Origin of the sequence: Streptomyces tibetensis (genome assembly GCF_007655005.1) — a bacterium.
Lineage (GTDB): Bacteria > Actinomycetota > Actinomycetes > Streptomycetales > Streptomycetaceae > Streptomyces > Streptomyces tibetensis.
In genome coordinates, this window is sequence record NZ_SZVW01000024.1 from 116,200 (window position 1) to 142,098 (window position 25,899).

Sequence of the window (25,899 nt, forward strand, 5' to 3'; positions counted from 1 at the left end):
ACGAGGAGAAGGAACGGAACGTGAGCAGCAAGTTCGTGCGGCCCGCCGCCGAGGGGGCCGATCCGTTCGGTACCGCCCGTCTGCGGCGCGGTGTCCTCGACGCCTGGGCCACCAGCCCCGCCCGGTTCCGCGAGGACGCCAATGCCGAGGAGGACCTGGTCCTCGGCGGCTACCGGGACCGGCTCGTCGTGGAACTCGCCCAGAACGCGGCCGACGCCGCCGCCCGGGCCGGAGTACCGGGGCGGCTGCGGCTCACCCTGCGTGACGACGTGCTCGTCGCCGCCAACACCGGCGCCCCGCTGGACGCGGCCGGGGTCGAGTCGCTGTCCACATTGCGGGCGTCGGCCAAGCGGGACACCGGGGACACCTCCTCCGTGGGGCGGTTCGGAGTCGGGTTCGCCGCCGTGCTGTCCGTCACCGACGAGCCCGCCGTCGTCGGCCGGCACGGCGGTGTGCGGTGGTCGCTCGCCGAGGCCAGGGCACTGGCCGCCGAGACCGCCCGGCACAGCCCCGGCCTCGGGGACGAGGTCCGGCGGCGGGACGGCCACGTACCCCTGCTGCGGCTGCCGTACGCCGCCGAGGGCACCGCCCCCGCCCCCTACGACACCGCCGTCATCCTGCCGCTGCGGGACGACCCGGCCGCCGATCTCGCCGAGCGTCTGCTGCGCGCCGTCGACGACGCCCTGCTGCTCGCCCTCCCCGGACTCCAAGAGCTGGTCGTCGAGATCAACGGGGAGAGCCCGCGCACCCTCACCCGCCGCACCGACGGTCCCTTCACCGTCGTCGACGACTCCGCCCACGGCGTCACCCACTGGCGCACCGCCGTCGCCCACGGCCCCCTCACCCCCGACCTCCTCGCCGACCGGCCCGTCGAGGAGCGGCTGCGGCCGCACTGGTCCGTCACCTGGGCCGTGCCGGTGGACAGCGACGGCAGCCCGGCCCGGCCCCGCACCAACGCGGTCGTGCACGCCCCCACCCCGAGCGACGAGCCGCTCGGCGTCCCGGCCCTGCTCATCGCCTCGTTCCCGCTGGACTCCACCCGCCGGCACGCCGCCCCCGGCCCGCTGACCGACTTCCTCGTCGAGCGCGCGGCCGACGCCTACGCCGAACTCCTCGGCGACTGGCGGCCGGTGACGTCCGGGATCATCGACCTCGTGCCGGGCCCGCTCGGCAAGGGCGAACTGGACGGCTCCCTGCGCCAGGCGATCCTCCAGCGGCTGCCGCGGACCTCCTTCCTGCCGCCCGCACTCCCGCCCCGCGAGGACGACGAGCTGCCGGAGTCGCTGCGGCCACGGGACGCCGAGGTCGTCGAGAGCGCGGGCGCGGACACCGTGCGGGTGCTCGCCGAGGTGCTCCCCACCCTGCTGCCCGCCGGTCTCGAGCGCCGCGCCGAGCTGCGGACCCTGGGCGTCGCCCGCGTCCCGCTGACCGACGCGATCGACCGGCTGGCCGGCCTGGAGAAGGAGCCCGGCTGGTGGCGGCGGCTCTACGACAGCCTGGCCGGGGTCGACCCGGACCGCCTGTCGGGGCTCCCGGTGCCGCTGGCGGACGGCCGTACGGCCATCGGGCCCCGGCAGATCCTGCTGCCGGGTGCGGAAGCCGCCCGGATCGACCCCGAGGTGCTCGCCCGGCTCGGCCTCAAGGTCGCCCACCCCGACGCCGCCCACCCGATCCTGGAGAAGCTCGGCGCCCTGCCCGCGACACCGCGGGCGATCCTCACCACCCCGCAGGTCCGGGCCGCCGTCGCCGCGTCCCTGGACGACGAGGGCGGCGTGAACTGGGAAGAGGACGTCCTCGACGCCGACGAACTGGCCGACACCGTGCTCGCGCTGGTGCGAGACGCCGGCCTGGAGCCCGGTGACGAGCCCTGGCTCGGCGCGCTCGCCCTGCCCGACGAGGACGGCGAACCCGCCCCGGCCTGCGAACTCGTCTTCCCCGGCGGGCCCTTCGCCCAGGTCATGCGCGAGGGCGAACTCGCCTCCGTGGACGCCGAGCTGGCCGACAAGTGGGGCGAGCAGCCGCTCGCCGCCTGCGGTGTCCTGGTGGACTTCGCGCTCGTCCGCGCCACCGACGTCGTCCTCGACCCGGACGAACTGGAGCCCCGCGAGAGCGACTTCGCCGAGCCGGACGACGCGGGCCTGCTGGACGCCGTCGACGTGTGGTGCGAGGACGTCCTCGACCGCTTCCCGGACAGCCCGGTGCCGCCGGTCGCCACCGAGATCGTCGCCGTACGCGACCTGGACCTCGTGGACGAGGACAAGTGGGCGCAGGCGTTGGCGCTGCTGTCCCGGCCGCCGCTCAGGGACGCGATCGTGCAGCCCGTGCGGATCCTGCTGCCGGACGGGACGCACGAGGTCGTCCGGCCGTACACCGCCTGGTGGCTGCGCGGGAACCCGGTGCTCGACGGCCGCCGCCCGGCCGGCCTCAGGGCCGCCGGGGGCGATCCGCTGCTGCGCGGGCTGTACGACGAGGCCGACGCGACCGGGTTCGAAGACGAGCAGGTGCTGCGGGCGCTGGGGGTGCGGACGTCCGTCGCCGCGCTGCTGGACGAGCCCGGCGGTGCCGCCGAGCTGCTCGACCGGCTCGCCGACCCCGAGCGGGAGGTGACCGGTGCTCAACTGCACGCCCTGTACGGGGCGCTGGCCGATCTGGACCCCGAGCAGGTGACCCTGCCGGACGATTTGCGGGCCGTCGTCGACGGCCGGGTGGAGGTCGTGGACGCGGCCGACGCCGTGGTGTGCGACTCGCCCGACCTGCTGCCGTTCACCGACGGCGTGCCGCTGCTTCCCGTACGCCCGTCACGCGCGGCCGAGCTGGCCGAACTGTTCCAGGTGCGGCGGCTGAGCGAGTCGGTCACCGGGGAGGTCACCTCCGAGGGCACCGAGCACGACGTACCGGAGCCGGTGCGGGTGCTGCTCGGCCGGCAGACCCCGTCCTCCTACGTCGAGCACGAGGAACTCGTCGTCGACGGCGTGGAGATCGACTGGCGGCTCACCGACGACGGTGTCCTGCACGCCGCGACCCTGGAGGGCGTCGCCGCGGGGCTCGCGTGGGCGGCGGGGCAGTGGCCGCGGCGGTTCGAGGTGGCGGCGTTGCTGGAGGACCCGTCCCGCACGGACGAACTGGCGCGGGACCGGTGGTTCGACTGAGCCGGTGCTGAGGTACGGCTGGGGTGGGTACGGCAGTTGGTGAAAACTCCCGCACATTTTTTTCACCTGTCGTACAACCATGCGCATTGCTGAGCTATCTGATCACCTGAGTCAACAGACTCCACGATCACTTGGGCCCCGAGAGCCGACGACGAGCGCCGGGGCCCCTCTCCACCTGGGGAACGCATGCGTATCCGAGCCACCGTGGCCGCCGTCACCGGCGCCCTGGCCCTCTCCGCCCTTGCCATGCCGGCCGCGCAGGCGGACAACCAGACGCCGAACCTGGCGTCGCTGGTCCCGTCCACCTCGAAGGCCACGCCGTTCACCGCCGCCGCTCCGGCGGACGAGTCGCTGGGCGACACCAAGATCACCGGTGTGACCGTCAACGGCGGCAAGAACATCGTGGTCGGCACGACCGTCAAGAAGTCCTTCACCGTCTCCGTGACGGCCACCGACCCGGAAGGCGTCCAGGACGCCTTCGCGATGCTGTGGCACGGCCCGGACACCGAGAGCGCCGACGGCGCGATCGTGCCGGAGAGCCTGGACGACGAGCAGGTCGGCACCTGCACCCACTCCAGCGCGACCACCGCCACCTGCAAGGTCACGCTGATCGCCGACCCGAACGAGAACGTCTACAGCAACATCCTGGCCGGCACCTGGAAGGTGTGGGCCGCTGCCACCGGTAACGACGGCGACTACGTGATCCGCGAGGCCTACAAGACGGCCAAGGTCCAGCGGGCCTCCAAGCTGACGGTCAACGCCTCGCCGGAGCCGGTGAAGAAGGGCAAGACCATCACGGTCACCGGCAAGCTGTCCCGTGCCAACTGGGAGGACAACAAGTACCACGGTTACACCGGCCAGTCGGTGAAGCTGCAGTTCCGCAAGAAGGGCAGCGACACCTACACCACCGTCAAGACCATCAAGTCCAACAGCACGGGCGAGCTGAAGAGCACCGTCACCGCCTCGGCGGACGGCTACTTCCGCTACTCCTTCGCGGGCACCACGACCACCCCGGCGATCAACGCCGCGGGTGACTTCGTCGACGTGCAGTAACACCGCCCCAGCCACGACACCGCCGGTCCCGGAGCCATGCCGGGGCCGGCGGCGCCGTTTCCACGCCGTGCATATGCCACGAGCGCGTCAAACGTTGCGGATGACACGGCAAAACCCGGTCCGCGCCTACAACCCCGCCCGGGGTTCGTGAATCTGATCATCCGAGTCAGTCAGACTCCTAGCTCACTTCTCCTCTTGGGGAACACATGCACATGCGAGCCACCGTGGCCGCCGTCTCCGGCGCCCTGGCCCTTTCCGCCCTCGTCGTTCCGGCCGCGCAGGCCGCCGACGCCCCGTCCGGCAAGCAGGCTTTCAGCTCTGCGTCGGCCGACGCGGGCACGGGCACCACCGCTTCGACCCTCGACGTCACCTTCTCCGACGTGAAGGTCAACAGCGGCAAGAACATCGTCGTCGGCACCACCAACGTGGTGAGCGTGCCGGTCACCTACACCGTGACCCACGCCGCCGACCTCGACACCGGCTCCGACAACTTCGCCACCGGTCCGCTGATCTACCACGGCTCCTCGCTCGACGCCGCGGACAACCTCTTCATCAGCGACGACCCGGCCACCTGCACCGCCGCCTCCTCGACGGTCCTCAACTGCAAGGGCGTCATCAGCCTCCGCCCGGCCGACGGCGACCTGTACAACTCCGACGCCGGCACCTGGGGCGCCGGTGCCCTCGCCGTCACCAGCGACGACGAGGAGAAGATGCAGGGCGGCCTCGGCACCACCAAGGTGCAGCGCTACTCCAAGCTGACCGTCAACGCCGGCCCCGAGCCCGTCACCAAGGGCAAGACCATCACGTCCACCGGCAAGCTGTCCCGCGCCAACTGGGAGGACAACGCCTACCACGGCTACACGGGCCAGCCGGTCAAGCTCCAGTTCCGCAAGGCGGGCAGCAGCACGTACACCACCGTCAAGACGGTGACCTCCGACCAGTACGGCAACGTGAAGGCCACCGCCACCGCCGCCTACGACGGCTACTGGCGCTTCAGCTTCGCCGGCACGACGACCACCCCGGCCGTCAACGCCACGGGCGACTACGTCGACGTGAAGTAGCAGCGCCCCGTCAGGGGCGCGGGGAACTGCGCGACCAGCCGAGACGGCGCCGCAGCGCACCTCGAACCCCGCCCCCTCGGTGCTGTGCGGGAATGCGGCGGTCCACCCACCTCCACAGGAGTTCCAGGGCGGCCGCCGCCACTGCCGCGATGCCGACCGCGATCCACGGCATCGTCATCCCGACCAGCTTCAGCGCGAAGAAGTGCTGCAGCCACGGCACGACCAGCACCAGCAGGAACGCCCCGGCCATGGACGCGACGAGGGCGACACGCCACCAGGTGTAGGGCCGGGCGATGATCGCCAGCACCCACATCGAGATGAGGAACAGCGTGAGCGTCGCCGCGCTGGTCTCCGCGTCCAGCGCCCCCGGCCCCGTGTAGTGCTCCCGGGCGAGCAGATACGTCGCGAAGGTCGCCACCGCCGCCACGACCCCGCCCGGGATCGCGTACCGCATGACCCGCCGCACGAAGTTCGGCTTCGCCCGCTCCTTGTTGGGCGCGAGCGCCAGGAAGAACGCCGGGATGCCGATGGTCAGCGTCGACAGCAGGGTCAGGTGGCGCGGCAGGAACGGGTACTCCACCTGGGAGCACACCACCAGCACGGCCAGCAGCACCGAGTACACCGTCTTGACGAGGAACAGCGTCGCCACCCGCGTGATGTTGCCGATGACCCGGCGCCCCTCGGCCACCACCGACGGCAGCGTCGCGAAGCTGTTGTTCAGCAGCACGATCTGCGCGACCGCCCGGGTCGCCTCCGAGCCGGAGCCCATCGCCACGCCGATGTCGGCGTCCTTCAGGGCGAGCACGTCGTTCACCCCGTCGCCCGTCATCGCGACCGTGTGCCCGCGGGACTGCAACGCGCCCACCATGGTCCGCTTCTGCTGCGGGGTGACCCGCCCGAACACCGTCCCGCCGTCGAGGGCGTCGGCCATCCCCTCCTGCTCGGCGGGCAGCCTCCGCGCGTCCAGGGTGCTGCCCGACAACCCGAGTTTGGCGGCGACCGCGCCGACCGACACCGCGTTGTCGCCGGAGATGACCTTGGCCCTGACGTTCTGCTCGGAGAAGTAGCGCAGGGTGTCGGCGGCGTCCGGCCGCAGCCGCTGCTCCAGCACGACCAGGGCGACGGGCTTCGCGCCCTTCGCCACCTCGGGATCCTCCAGGTCGCGTGCGACCCGGGCGAACAGCAGCACCCTGAGGCCCTGCTCGTTCAGCCGCCCGGTCTCGGCCAGGGCCGGATCGTCCTCCGCCAGCAGCACGTCGGGCGCGCCCAGCAGCCACCGGCCGGACCGCCCGTCGCCCTCGTCGAACGCGGCGCCGCTGTACTGGCGGGCGGAGGAGAACGGCAGGGCCTCGGTGCAGCGCCAGCCCTCCACGGCCGGGTAGGCGTCGATGATCGCCTTCAGGGAGGCGTTCGGCCGCGGGTCCGACGCGCCGAGCGCGCCGAGCACCTTCCGTACGTACGTCTCGTCGGCGCCCTGGAGCGGACGCAGCTCGGTGACGTCCATGCCGCCCTCGGTGAGGGTGCCGGTCTTGTCGAGGCAGACCGTGTCGACCCGGGCCAGCCCCTCGATCGCGGGCAGCTCCTGCACCAGGCACTGCTTGCGGCCGAGCCGGACCACGCCGATGGCGAAGGCGACCGAGGTGAGCAGCACGAGGCCCTCGGGGACCATCGGGACGATGCCGCCGACCGTGCGGGCGACGGAGTCGTCGAAGGCGTTCTCCTTCACGACCAGCTGGCTGACGACCAGGCCGATCGCGGTCGGGACCATCATCCACGTGACGTACTTGAGGATCGTGGAGATGCCCGAGCGCAGCTCGGACTGGACGAGGGTGAAGCGGGAGGCCTCCTCGGCGAGCTGGGCGGCGTAGGCCTCACGGCCGACCTTCGTCGCCTGGAAGGCACCGCCGCCCGCCACCACGAAGCTGCCCGACATGACGTGGTCGCCGGGCTGTTTCACGACCGGGTCGGCCTCGCCCGTGAGCAGCGACTCGTCGATCTCCAGGCCGTCCGCCTCGGCACAGACCCCGTCGACGACGACCTTGTCCCCGGGGCCGATCTCGATCAGGTCGTCCAGCACGATCTCGGACGTGCCGACCTGCCCGGCCGTCCCGTCGCGGCGCACGGTGGGCCTGACCTCGCCGATCAGCGCGAGCGAGTCCAGCGTCTTCTTCGCCCGCCACTCCTGGACGATCCCGATGCCGGTGTTCGCGAGGATCACGAACCCGAACAGGCTGTCCTGGATCGGCGCGACCACCAGCATGATCAGCCACAGCACGCCGATGATCGCGTTGAAGCGGGTGAAGACGTTGGCCCGGACGATGTCGGCGGTGGACCGGCCGCTGCGCACCGGCACGTCGTTGACCTGTCCGCGCTGCACCCGTTCGGCGACCTGAGCACCGGTCAGGCCGGTCTCGCGGGAGGTGACCGTCGCCGGCCGCGCGGAGTCGGGCCGGGCACCCGCGTCGAGATGCGTCATGCATTCGACGGTACGTGCGGTTTTGCCGCTTCACCCGCTGAATGTGGTGAAGATCCGACCTGGGAAGGACGGACTCCGTGCCGTGGTCGTACGGCAGTTGTACACCGCCGGACCACGGTGCCACGCCCCGGTGTCAGCCCGCCCGGCGGGCGGTGAACAGCAGGTACTCCCACTCCAGGACCGTCCCGCCGGGGCCGGGGCCGGGGCCGGGGCCGGGGCCGGGGCCGGGGCCCGTGCCCAGGTCGGCGTCGCGGGCGAGGTCGACGAGTGCGGCGTCCAGGGCGGCGGTGCGCTCGGGGTCGTCGGCGATGAGCTTGTAGACGGTGATCGTCGGTCCGTAGCGCTCCTTGAAGTAGTCGCGGAACGCCTCGGGCGTCTCGAAGCGGTCGACGCGGACCGTGCGGCGCTCGGCGCGGACATCCGTGACCCGGTCGCCGAGGAGGGCGCGGACGTGGTCCTCGTCCCCCCACAGCGGGGGCGGCTGGGCCCCGGGCGGTGGCGGGGGCGCGTACGGCTTCATCACGGCGAACATCCGGCCGATGAAGCCCTGGGGCGTCCAGCTCAGCAGCCCGATGGTGCCGCCGGGACGGCAGACCCGGACGAGTTCGCCGGCGGCCTGCCGGTGGTGCGGGGCGAACATGACGCCGACGCAGGACAGCACGGTGTCGAACTCCGCGTCGCCGAACGGCAGCGCCTCGGCGTCGGCCTCCTGCCAGGTGAGCCGCGCCCCCTGCTTCTCGGCCGCCCGCCGGCCGGCGTCGAACAGCTCCGGCGTCAGGTCGGAGGCCACCACGTCCGCACCGGCCAGGGCCGCCGGGATCGCGGCGTTGCCGGAGCCGGCGCCCACGTCCAGCACCCGCAGACCGGGGCGCACCCCGCACGCCTCGATCAGGACCGCTCCCAACTCGGGGATGACCTCGGCGGCCAGGGACGGGTAGTCGCCCTGGGCCCACATCGCCCGGTGCCTGGACTTCAGGGCACGGTCGGCCTCGGCCACGCTGTTCCGCGTCGTCATCACTGCGCTCCTCACCGGTCGGGCGGCGGTGCGCGCCGACGGTTTTCGAGCGTTTCGCCGCCTGATACGAGCGTAGGGAGGGGGCGGGGGCGTGTCTCGGCGGAGAGCGGACAGACCGGGGACAGACCGGGACCTAGTCGGCCGAGGGTGTCGCCGTGCGGTCCTCGGCCGCCGCGCGCTTGATCGCGGCGTCGCGCTTGCGGACGTACCAGACCCCGATCAGTCCCAGCCCGCCACCGGCCAGGCAGGTCCACACCCACCAGGTGTGACCGTGATCGTCGAACCAGCCGTAGAAGGGGAGCTGGACGAGGAAGAGGACGAACCACAGGATGGTGCCGCCGGTGATGGTGGCGACCACGGGGCCCTCCAGGGGCTCCGGCGCCTCGTGTCTGGGGGTCCACTTCGCCATGGGGACAGCTTACGAGGCGATCAGGTCTACGCGCGGAGATGGCCGATCAGGGTTTTATATGTTCATACTGAAACGGTTTATGTCTGACCACTTCTCTTCGTAGGAAACACCAAACACATGTCCTCCTCGGCTCCTGCCAAGGTCCCCGCCCCTGAACAGCCGGGAGCCGGGCGCACGTACGGCGCACTCGACCGCTTCTTTCGGATCTCCGAGCGGGGCAGCACCGTGCCCCGCGAGGTCCGGGGCGGTCTCGCCACCTTCTTCGCGATGGCCTACATCATCGTGCTGAACCCGATCATCCTCGGCAGCGCCAAGGACATGTACGGTCACCAGCTCGACAACGGGCAGCTGGTCACCGCGACGGCCCTCACCGCCGCGCTCACCACCCTCCTCATGGGCGTCATCGGCAATGTCCCGATCGCGCTGGCCGCCGGTCTCGGCGTGAACTCCGTCGTCGCCCTCCAGCTCGCCCCGCGCATGTCCTGGCCGGACGCGATGGGCATGGTGGTCCTCGCCGGGTTCGTGGTCATGCTGCTGGTGGCCACGGGGCTGCGCGAGCGCGTCATGAACGCCGTGCCGTACGGGCTGCGCAAGGCCATCTCCATCGGTATCGGCCTGTTCATCATGCTGATCGGGCTCGTCGACGCGGGCTTCGTCTCGCGGATCCCGGACGCCGCCCAGACCACCGTCCCGCTCCAGCTGGGCGGCGACGGTCACCTGAACGGCTGGCCGGTCCTCGTCTTCGTGCTCGGCGTCCTGCTGACCCTCGCGCTGATCGTGCGCAAGGTCTCCGGCGCGATCCTGATCTCCATCGTCGCCATGACGGTCCTGGCGGTCGTCATCAACGCGGTGGCCAAGGTGCCGAGCTGGGGCCTGACCACGCCCAAGTGGCCCGGCAACCCGGTCGCGAGCCCCGACTTCGGGCTGATCGGGCAGGTCAGCCTGTTCGGCGGCTTCGGCAAGGTCGGCATGCTGACCGGCGTGCTCTTCGTCTTCACCGTGCTGCTGTCGTGCTTCTTCGACGCGATGGGCACGATCATGGGCGTCTCCGACGAGGCGAAGCTGACCGACGGCGAGGGGCAGATGCCCGGCATCAACCGGGTGCTGTTCGTCGACGGCCTCGCGGTCGCCGCCGGCGGCGCCAGCTCCTCCTCCGCGACGACCGCGTTCGTCGAGTCCACGGCGGGTGTCGGCGAGGGGGCCCGGACCGGGCTCGCGAACGTCGTCACCGGCGGTCTCTTCGCCGTCGCCCTCTTCCTGACGCCGGTCGCCACGATGGTCCCGTCCCAGGCGGCCACGCCCGCCCTGGTCGCGGTCGGCTTCCTGATCCTGGCCGGATCGGTGAAGGAGATCGACTGGGCGGACTACACCATCGCCGTCCCGGCCTTCGTGACGATGCTGATGATGCCGTTCACCTACTCGATCACCAACGGCATCGGCATGGGCTTCATCACCTTCGCGGTGCTGCGCCTGGCCGCCGGGCGGGGCCGGGAGGTGCCCCCGGCGATGTACGCGGTGGCGGCGGTGTTCGCGTTCTACTACCTGATGCCGGCGCTGGGTCTGACCTGATCCTCGTCGCCGGAGTCGGGGGCGCCGGGGGAGTCGGGGGCGCCGTAGAACCGCTCCGTCTCCTCGACGGCGGCCTGGAAGCGCTGGTCGAAGTCATCTCGAATGAGCGTCCGGACGACATAGTCCTGGACGCTCATTCCCCTTTTCGCTGCGTGGTGCCTGAGCCGTTCGAGCAGGTCGTGGTCTATTCGCAGGCTGAGCACACTGGTCCCCATGAGCATGAGGGTCGCGGCACCGTTCGGTCCGGCGGGGCACGTTCCGCCGCCTTGTCACCCATATGAGTGATGTCACGGTTCAGTGGCGGGCGTCACGGACGACTGGCGCGTTCCGGTTGGTCTTTAGCGAGAGTAATGAGTTACGCTAAAGAACATGCCGGACCTCAACCATGGCGACGACGTAGCCGCCGTGAACTCCCTCCGATCCGCAGTGATGCGGCTGTCCCGTCGGCTCAAGCACCAGCGGGTCGACGAATCGCTCAGCCCCACCGAGATGTCGGTGCTCGGCACCCTCTCGCTGTGCGGCAGGGCCACACCGGGTGAGCTCGCCCGCAAGGAGCACGTCCAGCCGCCGTCGATGACCCGCATCGTGGCACTGCTGGAGGCCAAGGGGCTGGTCCGGCTGGAGCCGCACCCCGAGGACCGGCGCCAGAAGGTCGTCACACGCACCGAGCAGGCCGAGGCCATGCTCGCGGAGAGCCGCGCCAAGCGGAACGCGTTCCTGGCGACGCTGGTGGAGAACCTCGACGAGGACGAGTGGGCGAAACTCCGCGCCGCCGCCCCCGTACTGGAGAAGCTCGCGCATCTGTAAGAAGGCCGTTGCAAGGAGGCGACACATTTGAGTTCGGGACCCGGAGCAGCTTCCGCCCCCGCACCTGACCCCCACGATTCCCCGCCCGCCTCCGATCCGCTGCCGCGCAAGTCCTCGATGTTCTCCTCCCTGAAGGTCAGGAACTACCGCCTGTTCTTCATGGGCCAGGTCGTCTCCAACATCGGCACCTGGATGCAGCGCATCGCCCAGGACTGGCTGGTGCTCAGCCTCACCGGCTCCTCCGCCGCCGTCGGCATCACCACCGCGCTGCAGTTCCTGCCGATGCTGCTCTTCGGCCTCTACGGCGGTGTCCTCGTCGACCGGCTGCGCAAGCGGCCCGCGCTGCTCGTGACGCAGTCCTCGATGGCGCTCACGGCGATCGCCCTGGCCGTCCTCACCCTCACCGGGCACGTCCAGGTGTGGCACGTGTACGTCGCCGCGTTCGCGGTCGGTCTGGCCACCGTCGTGGACAACCCGGCCCGGCAGTCCTTCGTCTCCGAGCTGGTCGGCCCGGGACAGCTGCAGAACGCGGTCAGCCTGAATTCGGCGAACTTCCAGTCGGCCCGCCTGGTCGGCCCCGCCGTCGCGGGCCTGCTCATCACCGGCGTCGGCACCGGCTACGCGTTCCTCTTCAACGGCCTGTCCTTCATCGCGCCGCTCACCGGCCTGCTGCTGATGCGCGCCCGCGAGCTGCACGTCGTGGAGCGGGCCCCGCGCGGCAAGGGGCAGCTGCGGGAGGGCGTGCGCTACGTCACCGGCCGGCCGGAGCTGATCTGGCCGATCGTCCTGGTCGGCTTCGTCGGGACGTTCGCCTTCAACTTCCCCGTCTACCTCTCGGCCTTCGCGGACGACGTGTTCCACGCGGGGGCGGGCGCGTACAGCATGTTCAACACGCTGATGGCGGTCGGCTCGGTCGTGGGCGCACTGCTCGCGGCGCGGCGGGGGACGGCCCGGCTGCGGCTGCTGATCGTGGCAGCCATGGCCTTCGGCGCGCTGGAGATCCTGGCCGCGACGACCCCCACGCTGTGGATGTTCGCCCTGCTCATGATCCCGCTGGGCCTGTTCGGCATGACGGTCAACGTCACGACCAACACCAGCATCCAGATGTCCACGGACCCGGCCATGCGCGGCCGTGTCATGGCCCTCTACATGATGATCTTCCTCGGTGGCTCGCCGGTCGGCGCCCCGATCGTCGGCTGGATCACCGACACGTACGGCGCCCGGATCGGCCTCGCGGCCGGCGGCGCGGTGGCGGCCCTCGCCGCGGCGGTGATCGGCCTGATCCTGGCCCGCGTCGGCAACCTCCGCCTGTCGGTCGGCTGGCACGGCGGCCACCCACGGGTGCGGTTCGTCCCCCGCGAACAGGAGGCGCTGGCCCCGGCGGCGTAGTACGGCGTCAGTCCCTCGGGAACTCGCCGGTTTCGAGGACGAGTCCGACCACGGTCCCCGTCAGGTCGATCTCGTCCCCGAAGTCCAGGCTCAGCTCGCCCCGGTACTCGCCGTCCTTGGGCTTGGTGTGCAGATGCCAGCGGCCGGTGTACGGATCCACGATCAGGTACACCGGCACACCGGCGGCGGCGTACGCGTCCTTCTTGGGGCCGTAGTCGTTCGCCCCGGTCTTCCGGGAGATCACTTCGGCGACGAACTCGACGTCCTGGTAGCGCCACAGTCCCTTGGCGTTCTTGGCCGCTCCCTCCGCCATCACGGTGATGTCGGAGGCGAAGCCGTTGAGGTGGCCCGGATAGTCGACACGGACGTCGGACTTCACGCGCTTGCGCGGGTACTTGCTGCGCAACTGGTCGTAGATGTCCGCGATGATGTCCCAGTGGGTGTCCCGCTGAGGCGCCATGAAGATGTTCCCCCCGACGATCTCGACCTTGTAGCCCTCGGGGACCGGCATCGACTCCACCCACTCGAACATCATGTCGAGGGTGAGTTCACCGCTGCTGTCGGCCATCTCGATCCTGTCTGCAAGGACGGTCATCGTGGCGCTCCTCCCCGGCCGCACTCGCGGATGGAGCCGGCCGCGCAGTACAACGATACGTACGGTGACCGGGACACGCCCGGCCCCGGAGACCGCCTACACCCTCCGGGCCAGCAACTGCCCCGGCCAGTCGTTCTCGCCGACCGTGAAGGCCTCGGTGCGGGTGAAGCCGTTGGCCTCGTAGTAGCGGACGAGCTTGCCGTCGTCCCCGGCGTAGCAGTCGACGCGGAGCAGGGAGATCCCGGCGCGGCGGGTCTCCTCGGCCGCGTGGGCCAGCAGGGCGCTGCCCACGCCGTGGCCCTTGAAGCGGCGGTCGGAGGCGAGCCAGTGGATGTAGCGCTCGGGTTCGCCGGGCTGGGGGAGGTGGGACAGGTAGGCGCCCGCCGAGTCGGTGAGGGTGAGGGTGCCGGCGGGGACGCCGTCGGCGTCGGCCATGAACACGCTGCCCTCCGCCATGTACCGGCGGACCGACTCCACCGTCTTGGGGCTCTGCGACAGGGGCCGCGTCCCCCACTGCCCCGTGCGCCCCTGGGAGACCAGCCACTCCACACAGCTGTCGAGCATGCCGAGTATCGCGGGAATGTCGTCGGGCCCGCCGTCCCGGATGGTGATCCGCATGGCGTCATGGTGCCACCCTGGGTCCATGAGACTCTTCGCGGCCGTGCTGCCCCCGGACGAGGTGTGTCGTGAACTCGCTGCCGTGGTGGACGAGTTGCGCGGGCTGCCGGGCGCCGACGGCATGCGCTGGACCGGCCGTCCCGGCTGGCACTTCACTCTCGCGTTCTACGGAGAGGTCGACGACGACCTCGTCCCAGGGCTGTCGGAGCGGCTGGAGCGGGCCGCGCGCCGTACCGAGCCGTTTTCGCTGGCCGTGCGGGGTGGGGGTCAGTTCGGGCACGGGAGAGCGTTGTGGGCCGGGGCCGAGGGGGAACTGGCCGACCTCCGGCTGCTGGCCGAGCGCGCCGAGGCGGCGGCGCGGAAAGCAGGGGTGCCGATGGGGGAGCACCGGCGGTACAAGGCCCATCTGACCGTGGCGCGGAGCCGGGCGGCGGGCAACGTGCGGCCCTTTCTGAACGCCCTCGCGGGATTCACGGGCCGGACCTGGACCGTGCGGGAGCTCTGCCTGGTGCGCAGCAATCTGCCGACCTCGGGCGTACCGGGGGAGCAGCCCCGGTACGAGGCGGTCGGGCGCTGGGCACTCGGGGGCGCCGGTTAGGCTCGATGCCGTGGACCCGAAAACCCGCAACCGGATCATGGCCGGTGTGCTCGTGCTGATGTTCCTCGTCGTCGCCCTCGCTTCCGTGATCGGGAGGTAGGGCAGGGGCGGCGGGGGAACTGCGGGCGGTCGTTTTCCGGCCGCAGGCCGGTGGGGGCTCGTCGCGCAGTTCCCCGCGCCCCTACAGGGGCGACCTACCAGGCGAAGGCCTCCGGGGACGGCCCCGGGCCCGGGAAGATCTCGTCCAGGCCGGTCAGGAGCTCCTCGGAGAGCTCCAGCTCCGCGGCGCGGACCGCGGAGGCGAGCTGCTCGGCGGTGCGCGGGCCGACGATCGGGCCGGTCACCCCAGGGCGGGTGAGCAGCCAGGCCAGGGCGGCCTCGCCGGGCTCCATGCCGTGCTTGTCGAGCAGGTCCTCGTAGGACTGGATCTGCGCCCGGGTGGCGGGGTCGCCCAGCGCGTCGGCCGCTCGGCCGGAGGCGCGGCGACCGCCCTCGACCTCCTTCTTGAGGACACCGCCCAGCAGACCGCCGTGCAGCGGCGACCACGGGATGACGCCGAGTCCGTACTCCTGGGCGGCCGGGACGACCTCCATCTCGGCACGCCGCTCGGCGAGGTTGTACAGGCACTGCTCGCTGACCAGGCCGATGGTCCCGCCGCGCCGGGAGGCGATCTCGTTGGCCTGGGCGATCTTGTAGCCGGGGAAGTTCGACGACCCGACGTAGAGGATCTTGCCCTGCTGGACCAGGACGTCGATCGCCTGCCAGATCTCCTCGAAGGGGGTGTTCCGGTCGACGTGGTGGAACTGGTAGACGTCGATGTGGTCCGTCTGGAGCCGCTTGAGGCTGGCGTCCACGGCCCGTCGGATGTTGACCGCGGAGAGCTTGTCGTGGTTGGGCCAGGCCGGGCCGTCGGCGCCCATGTTGCCGTACACCTTCGTGGCGAGGACGACCTTGTCGCGCCGTCCCTCGCCCTTGGCGAACCAGTTCCCGATGATGGACTCGGTACGGCCCTTGTTCTCGCCCCAGCCGTAGACGTTGGCGGTGTCGAAGAAGTTGATGCCCGCGTCCAGCGCCGCGTCCATGATCGCGTGGCTGTCGGCCTCGTCGGTCTGCGGGCCGAAGTTCATGGTGCCGAGGACGAGCCGGCTGACCTTGAGTCCCGTGCGTCCGAGCTGCGTGTACTCCATGGGTCCAAGCCAACGTCTTGAAGTGCACTCCAGGCAAGCACGAAATGCGGGCCCGCCCCTCAGACCCGTGGGCAGCCGCGCGGTGCAACGATACGCACGGTGACCACGACACGGGGGCGAGCGCAGATGCCGGAACAGCCGCACACCGACCACCTGGTCCAGCTCCTCCGGACCACCTTCGGCGCCACCCTCCTCGGCGTCTACGCGCACGGCTCCGCCACCCTCGGCGGCCTGCGCCCGCACAGTGACGTGGACGTCCTGGCCGTCGTGCGGGAGCCGACCGGTCATGAGCAACGTCGTGTGCTGGTGGAGGAGTTACTCGGGATCTCCGGGGTCGGAGAGGGGCTGCGGCCGGTCGAGCTGACGGTTGTCGTTCACAGCGAGGTACGACCCTGGCGGTACCCGCCCACCTGCGAGTTCCTGTACGGGGAGTGGCTGCGGGAGGACTTCGGACGCGGGGTGACCCCGGCCCCCGGACCCAACCCCGACCTCGCCCCGGTCCTCACGATGGTGCTGCTCGCCGACGCCCCGCTGCTCGGGCCCCGGCCCGCCGAACTGCTGGATCCCGTGCCGGCTGCCGATCTGCGCCGGGCGATCGTCGCCGGGGTGCCGGAGCTGATGGAGGAGCTGGCTACGGACACACGGAACGTACTGCTCACGCTGGCCCGGGTGTGGACCACGCTCGCGACCGGAAGCATCCGGTCCAAGGACGCCGCCGCCGAGTGGGCCGTCGCCCGGCTGCCCGTCGCGCACCGGCCGGTCCTGGCCCGTGCCCGGGCGGTCTACCTCGGGGACGAGGACGAGCGGTGGGACGACCTCGATGTCCGGCCCTGTGCCGAGCACCTGGTCCGGGTGATCGAGGAGAGCTACACCTCGTAGGGACCGGCCAGGCCCCAGCCCTGGTGCATGGCTTTCGCGAAAGCCGCCGCGATCTTGTGCTCGCCGCTCGCGTTGGGGTGGGTGCCGTCGTAGGTGTCGGTGGCGACGTCGTACGAGGGCGGGGGTGAGGCCAGGAGGACGGGGGAGCCGGGCTCGTCGAGGTCGGCGGCCGTCTTGGCGAGCAGTTCGTTGAAGCGGGTGACCTCGCCGGCGAAGGCCGTGTCCGACTGGGCGCGCACGTTCGGGGTGACCGGCAGCCACACCATGCCCACGCGCCGGTTCGCCGCCCGTGCCTCGGCCGTGAAGGCCCGGACGTTCTCGGCGGTCTGCTCGGCGTTCGTGTAGAAGCCCAGGTCGATCAGGCCCAGGGAGACCAGGAGCACGTCGGCGCGGCACGAGCGCACCGCGTCGCCGATCAGCGGCGCCATGTGCTGCCAGCCCTCGCCCCAGCCGGCCAGGTGAGCACGCGGGAAGTCGGGTTCGGCGTACCCGTACGACACCGGGGCCTCGGCCTGCTTGTCGTAGAGCGTCTCGCGGGGGCCGACGAGGGTGAAGGGGCTGCCGTAGGAACGGCACAGGTGCTGCCACAGCCGGTAGCGCCACGTGTGTTCGCCCGTGCTTCCGATCGTCATGGAGTCACCGACGGGCATGAACCTGAGCATCCGCTCATGATGAACGATCTCGACGACCGACGGGGTGTGACTCGGGCCACGCCCCGCGTACGGCCCTCGGGCTGTGATCCGTTACGCCGGTGAACCGCCGGGCCGGATGGCAGGCTTGGGGCATGCGCAGACCCTTCGCCCTGCTCGCCGCGGCCCTCCTCACGGGCGCCCTCGCCGTGCCCGCCTCCGCCGCCGACGGTGACGAGAAGTTCACGATCAAGGACCCGCGCATCACCGAGTCCAGCGGCCTGGCCGCCTCGCGGCAGCACCCCGGCATCTACTGGACGCACAACGACAGCGACGACGGGGCGTACCTGTACGCCGTGGACAGCGCGACGGGCGAGACGGTCGCCACCATCACCATGTCCGGCGTGGGCAGCCCGCGCGACGTCGAGGCCATCTCCATCGGGCCCGACGACCAGATCTACGTCGGCGACATCGGCGACAACCTCGGCGGCACCTGGCCGTACGTCTGGATCTACCGGCTGCCCGAGCCGAAGAAGCTGCGCGACGAGACGATCAAGGCGACGCAGTACGTCGTGAAGTACTCCGACGGCGCGCGGGACGCCGAGTCCCTCGTGGTGTACCCGAAGACCGGCCGCGTCTACATCGTCGACAAGAACGACAAGGGCGGGCACCTGTACGAGGGCCCGGCGCAGCTCTCCCCGTCCGGGGCGAACGTCTTCCGTCCGATCGCCGCGGTCCCCGACCTGGAGGCCACCGACGCCGCGCTCTCCCCGGACGGCGAACACCTCGTCGTCCGCAGCTACTTCGGCGCGATCGCCTACGACTGGAACGGCGGGAAGATCAAGAAGAAGGAACGGCTCGGCGTGCCGTTCCTGGGGCAGGGGGAGTCCGTCACCTACACCGCCGACGGCACGAAGCTGATGTACGGCGCCGAGGGCGCGGACAGCCCGGTGGAGCCGCAGGACGCGCCCGGGAGCGGCGGGTCCGACTCGTCGTCCGGGAGCGGGAGTTCCACGGCGTCCGAGGGCGGGGGAGACGGGTTGAGCGGCAACCTGAAGACCGGGGCGATCGCCGCGGGTGCGGTTCTGGTGGCGGTGCTGGCCCTGCGGGGGCTGAGGAGGCGCCGGCGCTAGGCCGTGCCCGAAAGCCGAAGGGAGGGCGGGACTTCGCGGGCACGGTCGTTTCCCGGCGCGCGGTCAGCGAGCGTTTCTGCGGCTCTCCACCAGCACCTCCAGCCCGTCCAGGATCCGCTGCAGCCCGAACTCGAAGTGGTCGAAGTCCGGCCCGAAGGCGTCCTCGGAGAGCGATGCCGTCACCGGGTAGTGGCCGGAGGCCATGGCCTTCTCCAGGACCGGCACCTGCGCCTGCCAGAACTCGGCGTCCGTCAGGCCCGTCCGGCGCTCCGCCTCCAGCTGGTAGAGCTGCGTGCGCGCGGCCCCGACGACGTACCCGTCGATCATGATGATCGCGGAGACCAGCTCGGGGTCGCTCAGCCCCATCGGGCGGATCAGGGCCAGCACCTTCTCCATGCCGTCGAGGGCGCTCGGGCCGAGGATCGGGCGGGACTGGTTCACCTGGAGCAGCCAGGGGTGGCGGCGGTAGAGGGCGAGGGTGGCGCGGCCCAGTGCCTCCAGGGCGGCCCGCCAGCCGCCGTCGCCGAGGTCGGCCGGGTTCCCGGAGGGGCGCTGCACCCGGTCCAGCATCAGGTCGAGCAGCTCGCCCTTGCCGGGCACGTACCGGTAGAGCGACATGGTTCCGGTGCCGAGCTCGGCGGCGACGCGGCGCATGGAGAGGCCCTCCAGCCCCTCGGTGTCCGCCACCTGGATCGCCGCTTCCACGATCCGCTCCAGCGTCAGGGTCGGTTTGGGGCCCCGGCTGGGGCGGCGGCCGGTGTCCCACAGCAGTTCGAGCGTGCGGGCGATGTCACCGCTGCCGCTGGTCTCCGTACCGCCCGTGCCACTCGTACCGCTCGTCATGGAGCCCAGCTTAGGTCCCCCCGGAATAACTGGGTACGGCGTACGCGTAATCGGGTACGGTGTACTCAGTTCGGTGCCGACGGGGCACCGGGCGTGCGGGAGGGGGCGGCATGGACGGATACGCGGTGCGGGCCGAGGCGCTGGAGAAGAGGTACGGCGAGAAGCGCGCTCTCGACAGCTTCGACCTGGAGGTGCGCGAGGGCACGGTGCACGGACTGCTCGGACCGAACGGGGCCGGCAAGACCACCGCCGTCCGCATCCTGTCCACGCTGATCCGCCTGGACGGGGGCAGCGCGACGGTCGCGGGTCTGGACGTCGTCCGGCAGGCGCGCGAGGTCCGGGCCCGGATCGGTCTCACCGGCCAGTACGCGGCGGTCGACGAGGTGCTCACCGGCCGGCAGAACCTGGAGATGTTCGGCCGCCTGTTCCACCTGGGCGGCAGGCGGGCCCGGCTCCGGGCGGCCGAGCTGCTGGAGCAGTTCGACCTGACCGACGCCGCCGACAAGGGCGTGGGCAAGTACAGCGGCGGCATGCGGCGCCGCCTCGACCTCGCCGCGTCGATGATCCTCGCCCCGGCCGTCCTCTTCCTCGACGAGCCGACGACCGGTCTCGACCCGCGCAGCCGGGGCGAAGTCTGGCAATCCGTACGGGCGTTGGTCGCGGGCGGCACGACCGTGCTGCTCACCACGCAGTACCTGGAGGAGGCCGACAGACTGGCCTCCCGCATCACCGTCATCGACCAGGGGCGGGCCATCGCCGACGACACCCCGGACGGGCTGAAGAACCTGGTCGGCGGTGACCGCATCGAGGTCGTGGTCGCCGAGCGGTCCGACATCCCGCAGGTGGTGAAGGTCGTCGCCCGGGTCACGGACGGCGAACCCGAGGCGGACGAGACGGAGTTGCGGGTGCACGCCCCGGTCACCGACCGGGTCACCGCGCTCACCGAGGTCGCACGGACCCTCCAGGACGAGGGCGTCCGCGTCGAGGACATCGGGCTGCGCAGGCCGAGCCTCGACGACGTGTTCCTGCGCCTGACCGGACACCGCACCGAGAAGGAGGCCGCGGCGTGAGTGCCACCGACCTGAGCACGCCGAGCAGCCGGAGCGGCACGTACTGGCTGCTCGCCGACTGCTGGAACATCGTCCGCCGCGGCCTGACCCACTACCAGCGCCAGCCGGTCAACATCGCCTGGCAGCTGGGCTTCCCGATCCTGTCCGTGCTGCTCTACGGCTATGTCTTCGGCAGCGCGATGACGGTGCCGGGCGGCGGGGATTACAAGGACTTCCTGATGCCGGGCATGTTCGTGATGACCATGGCGTTCGGCTTCATCAACACGGCGACCGTCGTGGTCCACGACTCCACCAAGGGCGTCATCGACCGCTTCCGCTCCATGCCGATGGCCTCCTCGGCCGTGGTGGCCGGGCGCGGCGTCACCGATCTGATCGTGGCCTGCGCCGAGTTGGCGATCATGATGCTGACGGCCCTCGCCATGGGCTGGCGCCCGGACGGCGGCTTCGGCTTCCTCGCCGCCTTCGGGCTGCTGCTCTGGCTGCGTTTCGCGCTGATCTGGATCGGCGTGTGGCTCGGCCTGCTGGTGCCCAACCCGGAGGCCGCGGGTGGCCTGTTCGCGGTCGCCTTCCCGCTGACGATGATCTCCAGCATCTTCGTCGCGCCGCAGCTGATGCCCGACTGGCTGGGCTGGGTGGCGGCCTGGAACCCGATCTCCTCCACGGCGGCGGCGAGCCGGGAGCTGTTCGGGACGCCGGTCGGGGGCGGTGACTCCTGGGTCGAGCAGCACGCCCTGCTGATGGCCGGGGTGTGGCCGGTGGTCCTGACGGCGATCTTCCTGCCGCTGGCCGTACGGCGGTTCAGGAAGCTGAGCCGATAGCGGCCGGAGCGGTCGCACATCTCCCGGACGGTTCGGCCGCGCACCTCCCGGACGGTTCGGTCGCACATCTCCCGGACGGTTCGGTCGCACATCTCCCGGACGGTTCGGTCGCACATCTCCCGGACGGTTCGGCCGCGCACCTCCCGGACGGTTCGATCGCGCACCTCCCAGAGTCTTGACGTGCTCATGTTCTGTCAGTTCTCTGGGAGGTGCGCGGTGCTATGGGAGCGCTCCCAACCAGTTCCGGGTGCCGTGCCTCCCGCTCCCCCGAGGAACCCGAGAGGAAGCAGCCACATGTTCCGCAGTCTGCGCAGAGCGCTGTGTGTTGCCGCGGCGCTCCTGTTACCGCTGGCCGGCGTGCAGTCGGCACGAGCCGATGTCGCCGCCGAGGCCGCCGGTGCCGGTTACTGGCACACCAGCGGCCGGCAGATCCTGGACGCGGCCGGGCAGCCGGTCCGTATCGCCGGCATCAACTGGTTCGGCTTCGAGACCGCCAACCGCGTCGCCCACGGCCTGTGGACGCGCGACTACAAGAGCATGATCGACCAGATCAGGTCGCTGGGCTACAACACCCTCCGCGTGCCCTACAGCGACGACATCCTCAAGCCCGGCGCCATGCCCGAGGGCATCAACTTCGACGGCAAGAACACGGACCTGCGCGGGCTGACGTCCCTCCAGGTCCTGGACAGGATCGTGGCCTACGCGGGCCAGTCCGGCCTCAAGGTCGTCCTGGACCGCCACCGCCCGGACGCGGCGGGACAGTCGGCGCTCTGGTACACGGCGTCGGTCCCCGAGTCGACATGGATCACCAACCTCAAGGCCCTGGCCGCGCGCTACAAGGGCAACTCCACGGTCATCGGCATCGACCTGCACAACGAGCCCCACGACCCGGCCTGCTGGGGTTGTGGTGACACCACCCGCGACTGGCGCCTGGCCGCGGAGCGCGCGGGCAACGCGGTGCTGTCGGCCAACCCCGAGCTGCTGATCATGGTCGAGGGCGTGCAGTCGTTCAACGGCAACAGCATCTGGTGGGGCGGCAACCTCATGGGCGCGGCCCAGTACCCGGTCCGGCTGGACGTCCCGAACCGGCTGGTGTACTCGGCGCACGACTACGCGACATCGGTGGCCGAGCAGTCCTGGTTCACGGACCCGTCCTTCCCCGCCAACATGCCGGGGATCTGGGACAAGTACTGGGGCTACATCTTCAAGCAGAACATCGCCCCGGTGTGGCTCGGCGAGTTCGGTACGACACTGAGGCCCTCGGTGGACCAGAAGTGGCTGGCCGAGCTGGTGAAGTACCTGCGCTCGACGTCGACGTACGGCACCGACAGCTTCCACTGGACGTTCTGGTCCTGGAACCCCAACTCCGGTGACACGGGAGGCATCCTGAAGGACGACTGGCAGACGGTCGACACGGTGAAGGACGCGTACCTGGGGCCCATCAAGGCCCCGGGCTTCGGAGGTGGCGGCACGGGGCCCGGCCCGGGCGGGCCGGGTGACCCCTCGCCCACCTGCACCGCCGCATACACCGTCAGCAGCGACTGGGGCGGCGGCTTCAACGCCGAGGTGAAGGTGACCAACACGGGCACCGTCGCGCTGAAGTCCTGGCAGGTGACCTGGACATGGAGCGGCTCCCAGAAGGTCACGAGCATGTGGAACGCATCGCACACCCAGAGCGGGGCGACCGTCACGGCGGTCAACGCCGCGCACAACGGGAGCGTGCCGGTGGCGGGTTCTGCGAGCTTCGGCCTGGGCGGTGCGCCCGGGGGCGGGAGCGTGCCGAGCGTTCGGTGCACGGCGGCGTGATCACGGCCTGAGGTGGTACGCCCGGTGCTCGCCGGGCGTACCCGGGGCAGGGCGACCCGCCCGGAATGGTCAGAACTCCCCCTTTTCTGAGGGGTGTCTGAGAACAGGCTATGACTCGATTCGGTCAAGTCTTCGTCGAATGCGCACGTGAGGTGTGCTCTTCCGAAACGATGCGGCACGGCCCGTGTCACTCACGGGCCCGACCCCCCTCACCGTTGCGAGAGACTCCATGAGAAGAAGCGCAGCCCTCCTGTGCGGCGCCACGGTCGTCCTGACCGGGACACTCACCGCCGCCCCCGCCAACGCCGGTCCGTCGCACTCCGCGAACACCGCGGTGACGACCGCCGCGGCGAAGGTCACGTGGAAGAAGTGCGGGACCGACGACTCCCCGACGCTCCAGTGCGGGTCCGTGAAGGTGCCGCTCGACTACGCGAAGCCGCGGGGGAAGCAGATCACGCTGGCGCTGTCCCGCGTGCCGCACACCGCGCCGAAGTCCCAGGGCCCGCTGCTCGTCAACCCCGGCGGCCCCGGTGGCAGCGGTCTGTCGCTGGCCTCGTTCGTCGCGTCCTCCCTGCCCAAGGAGGTCGCCGCCCAGTACGACGTGATCGGCTTCGACCCGCGCGGAGTGGGCGAGAGCCAGCCCGCCCTGGACTGCAAGCCGGGCCACTTCGACCCGGTCCGCCCCGACTCCGTACCCAGCACACCGGCGCTCGAGAAGGCCAACCTCGCGCGCGCCAAGTCCTTCGCCCAGGCCTGCGGCAGGAAGTACAAGGACGTCCTGCCGTACATCGACACGGTCAGCGCCGTGAAGGACATGGACTCGATCCGCAAGGCCCTCGGCGCACCGAAGATCAACTACTTCGGCTACTCGTACGGCACCTACCTGGGCGCGGTCTACGCCAAGCTGTTCCCCGAGCGGGTGCGGCGCCTGGTGCTGGACTCGATCGTCGACCCGACCGGCGTCTGGTACGACGACAACATCCAGCAGGACTACGCCTTCGACAAGCGTCACAAGGCGCTCATGGCGTGGATAGCGAAGTACGACTCCACCTACAAGCTCGGCACCGACCCGAAGAAGATCGAGGCCAAGTGGTACGCCATGCGGGCGGCCCTGGCCAAGAAGCCCGCGGGCGGCAAGGTGGGCGCCTCCGAGCTGGAGGACATCTTCATACCCGGCGGCTACAACAACGCCTACTGGCCCACGCTCGCCCAGACCTTCGCGGCCTACGTCAACAAGCACGACACCGCCGCGCTGGTCAAGGCCTACGACGACATCGCGGCGATCGACGCCTCCGGTGACAACGGCTACAGCGTCTACACCGCGGTGCAGTGCCGTGACGCGTCCTGGCCGCGCGACTGGAAGCAGTGGCGCAAGGACAACTGGGCCGTGTACGAGAAGGCCCCGTTCATGGCGTGGAACAACGCCTGGTACAACGCACCGTGCGCGTTCTGGCCGACGAAGACGCTGAAGCCGGTGAACGTCGCCAACAGCAAGCTTCCGCCGGTGCTGCTGTTCCAGGCGACGGACGACGCGGCCACCCCCTACGAGGGCGGCGTCACCATGCACCGGCTGCTGAAGGGCTCCAGCCTGGTGGTGGAGCAGGGCGGCGGCAACCACGGCATCACGCTGAGCGGCAACGCCTGCCTCGACAAGCACCTCGCCACGTACCTGACCAACGGCAAGCTTCCGCACGGCAACGGTGTGGCGGACGCGGTCTGCAAGAAGACCGCCGACCCGAAGCCGCAGCCGGCGGCGCAGAAGTCGCCGAGCACGTTGCAGCCGGCCGTCGCGGCGGTCGGTGACAGCCTGCGGGGGATCATGGGGTTCGGACGCTGAGTGCCCCGGTGACCCAGGACTGACAGGACGACACGGGGGCGCCCGGCGATACTCGCCGGGCGCCCCTGGGTCGTGTCCGCAAAAGTCCCGTCGTTCGCCCGGAGGGCGGGCCCCGCGGCGTCCGGTGCGGCGAGAGTGCGTGCCGGGCGTCGCGGGGCAGGCGGGACTTTGCTGACACGGCCTTAGGGTGTCCGGTCATGGGGGAGTACATGAACCACGACATGGTGCCCGTCCCGGCGGGCACCGTCACGCTGTCCGACCGGCGGACCGAGCGCAGTTGGACGGTCGAGGTCGCGTCGTTCCGGATCTCGGCGGTTCCGGTCACCCAGGCCTGGTACGCCGAGGTCACCGGCGAGCGCCCGAGCACGGCCCGCGGTGACCGGTTGCCCGTGGAGGGCGTGTCCTGGTGGGACGCGATCCGGTTCTGCAACGCCCTGTCCGTACGCGAGGGCCTGACCCCCGCGTACGAGGTGCGGCCCGGGGACGGGGAGGCCGGCTGGGACACCTCGGCCGACGGCTACCGGCTGCCCACCGAGGCCGAGTGGGAACACGCCTGCCGCGCCGGCAGCACCGGCCCCCGCTACGGCCCGCTCGACGAGATCGCCTGGTACCGCGGCAACGCGGACGACCGCGTCCACCCCGTGGGCGGCAGGCAGCCCAACGCCTGGGGCCTGTACGACATGCTGGGCAACACCTGGGACTGGTGCTGGGACCTCTACGACGCCGAGGTCTACGGCACCTACCGGGTGCTGCGGGGCGGCGGCTGGTCCGACGAGCACTGGAGCTGCCGCGCCTCGGTACGCCGCCGGAGCCATCCGACGTTCCGGATCGACGACGTGGGGTTCCGGGTGGCGCGCTCGATGCCGACAGCCATGGACGCACGGCCGGCCTGAGCCCGGAAGACCTTGAGTACGAGAGAGCCTGAGCGCGAGAAAACCTGAGCGCGAGCGGGCCTGAG

At 70.9% G+C, this 25,899-nt stretch carries 22 protein-coding genes and 1 pseudogene; 14 read left to right on the forward strand and 9 right to left on the reverse strand.

What is annotated here, in order from left to right; translation table 11 throughout:
- The first annotated feature begins 20 nt into the window (after positions 1–20).
- The 3 genes from FDO69_RS34180 (at position 21) to FDO69_RS34190 (ending at position 5,263) form a co-directional block, all read left to right on the forward strand.
- Positions 21–3,149 carry a sacsin N-terminal ATP-binding-like domain-containing protein gene (locus FDO69_RS34180; RefSeq protein ID WP_104786099.1) on the forward strand — a complete coding sequence of 1,043 codons (3,129 nt, stop codon included), beginning with the start codon at positions 21–23 and terminating at the stop codon, positions 3,147–3,149.
- Positions 3,150–3,335: 186 nt separating this feature from the next.
- Positions 3,336–4,202 (forward strand): DUF5707 domain-containing protein, encoded by an 867-nt coding sequence (locus FDO69_RS34185; RefSeq protein WP_104786102.1) that lies wholly within the window; start codon positions 3,336–3,338, stop codon positions 4,200–4,202.
- A gap of 206 nt (positions 4,203–4,408) precedes the next feature.
- Positions 4,409–5,263: a hypothetical protein gene (locus FDO69_RS34190; RefSeq protein WP_104786105.1), complete on the forward strand. Its 855-nt coding sequence runs from the start codon at positions 4,409–4,411 to the stop codon at positions 5,261–5,263.
- Positions 5,264–5,348: 85 nt separating this feature from the next.
- Here FDO69_RS34190 and FDO69_RS34195 read toward each other — a convergent pair.
- The 3 genes and pseudogenes from FDO69_RS34195 to FDO69_RS34205 form a co-directional block, all read right to left on the reverse strand.
- A pseudogene (locus FDO69_RS34195) lies at positions 5,349–7,739 on the reverse strand (HAD-IC family P-type ATPase); the annotation flags it as partial.
- A 133-nt stretch (positions 7,740–7,872) separates the two neighbouring features.
- Positions 7,873–8,754: a class I SAM-dependent methyltransferase gene (locus FDO69_RS34200; RefSeq protein ID WP_104786108.1), complete on the reverse strand. Its 882-nt coding sequence runs from the start codon at positions 8,752–8,754 to the stop codon at positions 7,873–7,875.
- A 133-nt stretch (positions 8,755–8,887) separates the two neighbouring features.
- On the reverse strand, positions 8,888–9,163 hold the full coding sequence (locus FDO69_RS34205; RefSeq protein WP_104786111.1) for a DUF2530 domain-containing protein: 276 nt from the start codon (positions 9,161–9,163) through the stop codon (positions 8,888–8,890).
- A gap of 117 nt (positions 9,164–9,280) precedes the next feature.
- Here FDO69_RS34205 and FDO69_RS34210 point away from each other — a divergent pair, with 117 nt between their 5' ends.
- The gene (locus FDO69_RS34210) at positions 9,281–10,732 is read left to right on the forward strand and encodes an NCS2 family permease (protein WP_104786113.1); all 1,452 of its coding nucleotides are present in this window, start codon (positions 9,281–9,283) and stop codon (positions 10,730–10,732) included.
- Here FDO69_RS34210 and FDO69_RS34215 read toward each other — a convergent pair.
- Positions 10,702–10,947, reverse strand: coding sequence for a ribbon-helix-helix protein, CopG family (locus tag FDO69_RS34215; protein ID WP_167526733.1), 246 nt, complete (start codon positions 10,945–10,947; stop codon positions 10,702–10,704). The two genes, FDO69_RS34210 and FDO69_RS34215, sit on opposite strands and share 31 nt — an antisense overlap.
- A gap of 154 nt (positions 10,948–11,101) precedes the next feature.
- Here FDO69_RS34215 and FDO69_RS34220 point away from each other — a divergent pair, with 154 nt between their 5' ends.
- Together FDO69_RS34220 and FDO69_RS34225 are read left to right on the forward strand one after the other, a co-directional pair.
- Complete coding sequence (locus tag FDO69_RS34220; protein WP_104786119.1) at positions 11,102–11,539, forward strand: MarR family winged helix-turn-helix transcriptional regulator; 438 nt, start codon at positions 11,102–11,104, stop codon at positions 11,537–11,539.
- A 27-nt stretch (positions 11,540–11,566) separates the two neighbouring features.
- On the forward strand, positions 11,567–12,928 hold the full coding sequence (locus tag FDO69_RS34225; protein ID WP_104786121.1) for an MFS transporter: 1,362 nt from the start codon (positions 11,567–11,569) through the stop codon (positions 12,926–12,928).
- A 7-nt stretch (positions 12,929–12,935) separates the two neighbouring features.
- On the opposite strand, the gene FDO69_RS34230 is transcribed toward FDO69_RS34225, so the two are convergent.
- Positions 12,936–13,523: a Uma2 family endonuclease gene (locus FDO69_RS34230; protein ID WP_104786124.1), complete on the reverse strand. Its 588-nt coding sequence runs from the start codon at positions 13,521–13,523 to the stop codon at positions 12,936–12,938.
- Between the two features lie 96 nt (positions 13,524–13,619).
- Positions 13,620–14,141: a GNAT family N-acetyltransferase gene (locus FDO69_RS34235; RefSeq protein ID WP_104786126.1), complete on the reverse strand. Its 522-nt coding sequence runs from the start codon at positions 14,139–14,141 to the stop codon at positions 13,620–13,622.
- Positions 14,142–14,166: 25 nt separating this feature from the next.
- Here FDO69_RS34235 and thpR point away from each other — a divergent pair, with 25 nt between their 5' ends.
- On the forward strand, positions 14,167–14,739 hold the full coding sequence (thpR, locus tag FDO69_RS34240; protein WP_104786129.1) for an RNA 2',3'-cyclic phosphodiesterase: 573 nt from the start codon (positions 14,167–14,169) through the stop codon (positions 14,737–14,739).
- A 194-nt stretch (positions 14,740–14,933) separates the two neighbouring features.
- Here thpR and FDO69_RS34245 read toward each other — a convergent pair whose 3' ends face one another.
- Positions 14,934–15,926, reverse strand: coding sequence for an aldo/keto reductase (locus FDO69_RS34245; RefSeq protein WP_104786132.1), 993 nt, complete (start codon positions 15,924–15,926; stop codon positions 14,934–14,936).
- A 126-nt stretch (positions 15,927–16,052) separates the two neighbouring features.
- On the opposite strand from FDO69_RS34245, the gene FDO69_RS34250 reads away from it, so the two are divergent.
- Positions 16,053–16,805, forward strand: a complete 753-nt coding sequence (locus tag FDO69_RS34250; RefSeq protein ID WP_104786135.1) for an aminoglycoside adenylyltransferase family protein — start codon at positions 16,053–16,055, stop codon at positions 16,803–16,805.
- On the opposite strand, the gene FDO69_RS34255 is transcribed toward FDO69_RS34250, so the two are convergent.
- A complete protein-coding gene (locus tag FDO69_RS34255) occupies positions 16,793–17,467 on the reverse strand; it encodes an SGNH/GDSL hydrolase family protein (protein WP_104786137.1) in 675 nt (224 codons plus the stop codon). The genes FDO69_RS34250 and FDO69_RS34255 overlap by 13 nt on opposite strands.
- Positions 17,468–17,589: 122 nt before the next feature.
- On the opposite strand from FDO69_RS34255, the gene FDO69_RS34260 reads away from it, so the two are divergent.
- The gene (locus FDO69_RS34260) at positions 17,590–18,567 is read left to right on the forward strand and encodes a thiol-disulfide oxidoreductase DCC family protein (RefSeq protein WP_104786140.1); all 978 of its coding nucleotides are present in this window, start codon (positions 17,590–17,592) and stop codon (positions 18,565–18,567) included.
- A 63-nt stretch (positions 18,568–18,630) separates the two neighbouring features.
- Here the strand turns inward: FDO69_RS34260 and FDO69_RS34265 are convergent, their stop codons facing one another.
- Complete coding sequence (locus tag FDO69_RS34265) at positions 18,631–19,410, reverse strand: TetR/AcrR family transcriptional regulator (protein ID WP_104786143.1); 780 nt, start codon at positions 19,408–19,410, stop codon at positions 18,631–18,633.
- 110 nt (positions 19,411–19,520) lie between these two features.
- On the opposite strand from FDO69_RS34265, the gene FDO69_RS34270 reads away from it, so the two are divergent.
- From FDO69_RS34270 to FDO69_RS34290, 5 genes are all read left to right on the forward strand, one after another.
- Positions 19,521–20,480, forward strand: a complete 960-nt coding sequence (locus FDO69_RS34270) for an ATP-binding cassette domain-containing protein (RefSeq protein ID WP_104786146.1) — start codon at positions 19,521–19,523, stop codon at positions 20,478–20,480.
- Positions 20,477–21,298 carry an ABC transporter permease gene (locus tag FDO69_RS34275; RefSeq protein ID WP_104786148.1) on the forward strand — a complete coding sequence of 274 codons (822 nt, stop codon included), beginning with the start codon at positions 20,477–20,479 and terminating at the stop codon, positions 21,296–21,298. The genes FDO69_RS34270 and FDO69_RS34275 overlap by 4 nt, the downstream gene beginning before the upstream one ends.
- A gap of 294 nt (positions 21,299–21,592) precedes the next feature.
- A complete protein-coding gene (locus tag FDO69_RS34280; protein ID WP_104786151.1) occupies positions 21,593–23,104 on the forward strand; it encodes a cellulase family glycosylhydrolase in 1,512 nt (503 codons plus the stop codon).
- 229 nt (positions 23,105–23,333) lie between these two features.
- On the forward strand, positions 23,334–24,941 hold the full coding sequence (locus FDO69_RS34285; RefSeq protein ID WP_104786154.1) for an alpha/beta hydrolase: 1,608 nt from the start codon (positions 23,334–23,336) through the stop codon (positions 24,939–24,941).
- Between the two features lie 197 nt (positions 24,942–25,138).
- Positions 25,139–25,834 carry a formylglycine-generating enzyme family protein gene (locus FDO69_RS34290; protein ID WP_234388217.1) on the forward strand — a complete coding sequence of 232 codons (696 nt, stop codon included), beginning with the start codon at positions 25,139–25,141 and terminating at the stop codon, positions 25,832–25,834.
- Positions 25,835–25,899 lie beyond the last annotated feature (65 nt).